The following is a 5,767-nucleotide window of genomic DNA, read 5'->3' on the forward strand; positions in this document are numbered from 1 at the left end:
ACATCAGATGCAGTGAGTGTTTCTGTGAGTGTTGCTGACTGAGCTGAGGTAGTTGTAATGACATCAGATGCAGTGAGTGTTTCATCCAAAGTTACAGATGCTGCAGTAGTTGTAGTGAGTACATCAGATGCAGTGAGTGTTTCATCCAAAGTTACAGATGCTGCAGTAGTTGTAGTGAGTACATCAGATGCAGTGAGTGTTTCTGTGAGTGTTGCTGACTGAGCTGAGGTAGTTGTAATGACATCAGATGCAGTGAGTGTTTCATCCAAAGTTACAGATGCTGCAGTAGTTGTAGTGAGTACATCAGATGGAGTCAAGGTCTCAGATAGAGTAGTTGATGCAGTATAGTTGGTTGTAATGGTGTCAGATAGGGTTAATGTTTCAGATAGATCTGCAGTTCTAGCAATATTTGTTGCAACTACATCAGATGGAGTCAAGGTCTCAGATAGAGTAGTTGATGCTATTGTCATTGTGGTGATTGCGTCAGATGGGGTGAGTGTTTCAGATAGAGTAGTTGATGCTATTGTCATTGTGGTGATTGCGTCAGATGGGGTGAGTGTTTCAGATAGAGTAGTTGATGCAGTATAGTTGGTTGTAATGGTGTCAGATAGGGTTAATGTTTCAGATAGATCTGCAGTTCTAGCAATATTTGTTGTAATGACATCAGATGGAGTCAAGGTCTCAGATAGAGTAACAGTTCCAATATTTTGTGTGATAATGAAGTCAGAGATGAATAATGTTTCGGTGAGAACAACTTTCTTTGGTAAAAATTCTATTGTTTGATATCCTACTGTAAATGTTCCAGTTCCATCACCTCTGATTACACGTATAGTATTTGCGTCATCAAGTTGCAAGGTTGATTGAATTCTATCAATTGAACCGGCAACAGTACTAGAACCACTACCTGTTCCACAACCAAATGGCGAACAAACTGTACCAATAACAAATGCTCTATCCACATTTGTAATAGAATCTCCACCCTCTAGATCAAAAGTAGTATTAGACTGAGTATCACTCTGAGTATGTGTTCCATGTCTAATATTTGCATAGTCCTCAGGAAGCTCAACTAGAGTCCAGTTAATTTCAATTGCAGGAGCTCCGGTTCCAGAGTTTCTTGCAAATACCAAGTCGTTATTAGAATTGATTGTTGCATGGATGTACGATTGGTTAGGAATATAGTCAAATGCTGTATCATCTTTTATAAAAGATACAAACAAGAGACTTCTTGTTCTATCAATTGATGTAGGTGGAGTAATGGTAGTAGTGGTACTTCCTGATGAGATTGATGTCTGTCCTCTTTGAACATTAACTTCAAGATTATTCCAGTCAAACAAGCCCATGTAATTATCTTGAGGACCACTTCCAGGGGCAGTCTTTACTTCCCATTCCCATTGAGTTGAACTAGTAAGTCTGATTCTATCAATCTCTTCTGAACCAACTTGGGATTCATTATTATCATGAGTATGTCCTTGATACCACTCCATTGTTTCACTCAAATCTACTGGAGTGCCACTCAAAGTTGTAGTAACTAAAGTACTTCCTGATGCAGCTTGTGTGAAAGACTGGGTACTGCCTTCAACAGTAGATGCATTACCAAATTCAATTACATTACAAACATAGTTCACGGAGTTTGGTCCAGGTGATTTTGCTGTTGCATGAATTGTAAGTGTTGTATCATCAAGTTCCCATGCTCTAAATATTTTGTTGTGTACACTTTGTTTATCATGATTAAACGAGCACATTGCAAATGCTTTGCTTGCATCTGCAAGTGGTGAATCAAGAGTAATAGTTGTTGGATCACTAGAACTAGTACCAGAATAAACCGTTACTTTGAGAGGTCTTGCGTCAGGATCATCTCCAGGAGATCTTTTGGCTGCATCAACATTGTCAGAGAGAGAAAGTGTCTCTGAAATAATACTGATAATACTGATGGATAAGGAAACAGAATCGGAAATTGAAAGAGATTCATCTAAAATAATATTCGTTAGAGGTGTATTCGTTACAATAGCATCAGATACATTCAATGTTTCAGAAAGATCAATCTCTTCAGTAATTGCTGCAGAGATATTATCTGACATACTTAATGTTTCTGTTAATGTTCTAGAAGCGCTGATTCCAATTACTAAATCATCAGAAATCTCAAGTGTTTCTGAAAGTAATGGCTGTTTTACAATTGGTGAACCATACAATCTGTTTATATTTGTGTCAAAGAAATCTGCATACAATAAATTCTCGTTGTAGTTGTTAATAGATAATCCTCTAAAGTTACTTGTAGAATTCGTTAATAGTTTTTCAGAACTCCAACTAATTGATGGGATTGAAGTTGATTTGTAGTAGACATCATTTGAAGTGGCAACAGCACCATAGCTGTAAATTGCATATAATTTTCCAGAGTCTCCGTTAATTCCTACTGATGTATCTATATACCGTTTGCTTCCATCAGTGCTGGTTACTTTAGGTAAAGTATACCAACCAGATCCATCAACATAGCGATAAATTCTAACTTCACTGTCTGTGGCAGCAACATTAGGAACTGCAGTGACATAAAGGTCCCCGGTTTTTTTATCAACTACTCCTGAGACTGCATGATCATAAGCAGTAGAGTCAACTATTCCTGTGTCAATTGTGGTCCAGCCAGCATCCCAAGTACCTGCACTTTGATCGTATTGTTTGGAACGTAAGTCATGACCGCTAATATCTAGTGAGACTAGTAAAATATCATCATCATTAGGTAATGGCAACAATATTAGAGAATCATTGCCGTCATCATTGCCCCATATTGTATTTCGTGCACCAGCGTTACCCCAATCTGATTGAGATTCACAAGAATGACCAGATTCGGTACATACTCTAACACGAGATAATGGATCATCAGTTGAAGAGCCATCAATTGTACCAATGTAGATATCACCATTTGTACCTTGAGTAATTGAAATGTTTCCTGCATCAGCTAAAGTACCAAAGTCTCCTGCGCCGTCACTGATGTCCACCAATGGAGTAACAATAGTTGCATCTGAAGGATCAAACTTTATGTAAAACATTGCATCATCGCCGCCGTCATATGCTGCAATGTGGATGAAATTGTCAGTCAAACCAGGCGTATCAAGCTCATACCAAGTAGCAATTCCTATAAACAAATTATTTACAGATTCTATTTCAGCACCATAATTCCATGAAAATCCGCCATCTGTGGAATAGCTGTAGGCAAGATCCTGTTCGGCATCAATGTAAAATGAGTAGACGTGAGAGCCGTTAACTGCTACAGTTCTCTTGGAGGCATCTTGCCATCTATCATCGTTGATAGTTACACTTGTGTCAATTAAGAAGTGAGGATCAACTGCTACAAACCAGTTTCTAGCTTCAGTGAAAGTTGGAACGCCTGATTGCTTAATTTCCATTTTACCTAGGGGATATAGCTCAGGTGTTACAAGTGGCACAGAGTATGAATATGAAAATGTTTCAACATATCCATCTTGAGGCGTTTTCTTCCATGTCAACACTTTATAATTTCCAACAGTCTCAACAGTTGCATCTGTATTGAAAATTCCAAATGATGATGGAACATATTCATGAATTGTAAGCTCATCATTTCCAACAAATGATGTAATGTCAATGTCTACATCAAAGTCATTAGGATCTACAAATGGATCAATTTTGCTGTCAGTGTATCTAACAATGTCATAATCATAATTATCAAGAACAGTAAAGTATGTTGAAAAGTTTACAATTCCATTTCCAGTTTCAGCTTGAACATTTATTGTGTAATTTCCTATAATGGATGTAGGATAGTTCGCAAGATATAATCCACAAGAAGCTTCAATTATATCATTTGAAGATATCAATGTTGATGACAAGTTTGGATCTGTGATTTGCATTATAGCATTTGCAGGACATACAGGAGCTCCTGTTCCATTAAGGACAACAATTTCAAGCTCTGCAAGTTCTCCTGGTTTGTAAATACTCTTCATCGAGTTTACAGATACAAGACCCCACGCAAATTCACTTTCTGAAATGAATTGCTTTCCATCCATATTGAGAATTGTTTTGATTTTGTAAATTCCTGGTTTTGCTTTTGCAGGATCAAACTTTATGTTGAATTTTCCTTCTCTTTGTTTTTCAAATATTACATCTAGTTCTACTTTGTTGTTGTTTGCATCATATACTTCAGTTGTGATTGTTTCCTTGTCATTCCAGTTATCTTTTTGTTTATGCTGTTTGTTTGTAATTTTTTCGAGTTTCTCAATTACAGAGTTTAGTTTGTCAGTTTTCTTTTGTTGTTTTGATTCTTTTGCTTCTTCTTTTATTTGTTGAACTAAAATATTGATTTTATTTTTTATTGTCTCTAATTGGTTTCCTGATACAGTTTCACTTTTTTTGATTTGACTGATTTCTTTTTTGAGTTGTTTGATTTTGGCTTTAATTGAGGTGCCATCATCTTTTGCTGCATCAGCTTCTGGAATTGGTAGTACAAATAATCCAAAAATTTCATCTAATGGTGATGGATTAAGAGCATTTTCAGTGTCGGTTTCAGCAGTTTCTATGGCAACATCAAGATTCTCGAATTCGTGAACCATAGCTTCAGTTTCAGTGAAGAATTCAAAGACAATTTCGGCCTCCTCATTAATTGTAAATGTATCCTTTACAGGTGTCAAATGAGGAGAAATATCAGGCACCACTATGATGGCAGAGGTGTTATTTCGTGCCTGAGAGTAGTCAAATGATAGGATGTCAGAAAGGGACATTTGTGCCTGTAAGGAATCTGATGAGATTTGTGCCTGAGGATTTGAGGGAGTCTTTTGTGCCTGGATATGAGTAGTTGAGAGGATGTCAGAAAGGGACATTTGTGCCTGTAAGGAATCTGATGAGATTTGTGCCTGAATATGAGCAGTTGAGAGGATGTCAGAAAGGGACATTTGTGCCTGTAAGATTTGTGTGTAATTTTGTGCCTGCAGTGCGGCCATTTCTTGCTCGATTTCTTTTAGAATATCGTCCAATGTTTTTTCTTGGGTTGGACCATGAGCAGATTTGCCTTGGGAATACAATTGTCCAATTTCTGTCTCTGAAAGGGAGTAATCAAACAAAAGAATCTCATCGATCATGCCTGAGAACATGTTGTTTGGATGGGAAATGTTGTTTCTTGTAGTGATGTAGGCTCCAACTACAATATCATTTTCTGATGAAATGTTTTCAATATCGACATATTCTAATTTTCCATCTATGGATAAGGAAGGTATTCCTGTTAGTTGTATCGCACCTTCAAATTCTCCGTTTACATAGATACTGATAGTTTGGTTGCTAAATGACGCCAAAATATGCGTCCATTCTTCAGGAATTTCAGATATGGAATCTACTTGAGTCCATTTTATGCCATCAAAGATAGAGAATTTTGCAGTATTTCCAGATTTTAGATTGTTTACAGCCAATGAAAATGAACCCTCTTTGCTCATAATTGTGAATTCTGGAGAACCGTGGGAGTAGTCAGGTTTTATCCAGGTACTAATGACAAAAGATTGTAGATTATTTGTAGAATTTTCATTTATCTGTAGAAAATCTTGATATCCATTTAGGTCAACAGTATTCTCTTCATTGATTTTTGCTTTATCTGTAGAAAATTTAGGCGTGAAAATTATTTCTAATAGATCAGAGATGGACATGTTTGATTTAGTGGAGGATGAGTCAGTCGTGCTGTCTGTAAATGGTGACAGTGTGATGCTGAGAATGTCAGAGATGGACATGTTTGATTTAGTGGAGGATGAGTCAGTCGTGC

At 37.0% G+C, this 5,767-nt stretch carries 1 protein-coding gene; it reads right to left on the reverse strand.

The features are described from left to right. Nucleotides 1-5,654: LamG-like jellyroll fold domain-containing protein (locus K5783_RS11240; RefSeq protein ID WP_297474392.1), on the reverse strand; the 5,654-nt coding region annotated here is incomplete at its 3' end. Nucleotides 5,655-5,767 lie beyond the last annotated feature (113 nt).

The sequence above is a fragment of the Nitrosopumilus sp. genome (assembly GCF_025699125.1).
In the GTDB taxonomy this organism is placed as follows: Archaea; Thermoproteota; Nitrososphaeria; order Nitrososphaerales; family Nitrosopumilaceae; genus Nitrosopumilus.